This window comes from Treponema sp. R6D11 (assembly GCF_054786075.1).
On record NZ_BDHD01000589.1, the window covers coordinates 1 to 626 of the forward strand.

The following is a 626-nucleotide window of genomic DNA, read 5'->3' on the forward strand; positions in this document are numbered from 1 at the left end:
AGCTGGCTAGGGTAGTAGTCATGGCGGTCGGAAAGCCCCACCTTGTCCAGCGCCTCTTTCGCGATACGTTCCGCTTCGGGTTTGGGGATTTTTCGGGCCAGTAAACCTTCCATTACGTTGCCCAACGCCGTCTTATTGTTAAACAGGTTGTAACTTTGAAAAACAAAGCCGATTCTTTTTCGTATCGAGTATATTTGGGCTTTGGAAACGGCGGTAAAATCATAACTTTCATTTTCGAAAACAAGAGTTCCTTCATCGGCGCGTTCAAGAAAGTCGATGCACCGCAGCAGGGTGGTCTTTCCCGCGCCGCTCGGCCCTATTATTGTAAGAACGTCCCCCTTGTTAATCCTAAAGCTTAATCCGTTAAGAATCACGTTTGCGTTAAAAGATTTTTTTATGTTTAACACTTCGATCATCGCGCCTTACGAGGCCTCCCGTACCGATTTACTCTTACTTGATTATACACTTTTTTTTTAAAAAATGCAGGGGCTGAAAATCTCAACCCCTGCCGCTCCTTTTTATGACTTGCTAATACCTTCTTCCAACGCTTCGATAATATCGTCGATATGCTCAATGCCGATGGACAGGCGGATCAAATCTGGCGAAAGCCCTCCTTCTTTCTGCTG

Annotated in this window: 2 protein-coding genes; both read right to left on the bottom strand. The window is 45.7% G+C overall.

Annotated elements, in window-relative coordinates; genetic code table 11:
- The coding region (locus tag ACYVTD_RS14875) for an ATP-binding cassette domain-containing protein (RefSeq protein WP_461248492.1) at positions 1-416 on the bottom strand (416 nt) is incomplete at its 3' end.
- Positions 417-518: 102 nt separating this feature from the next.
- A partial coding sequence (locus ACYVTD_RS14880) for a PLP-dependent transferase (RefSeq protein WP_461248493.1) occupies positions 519-626 on the bottom strand: 108 nt, incomplete at its 5' end.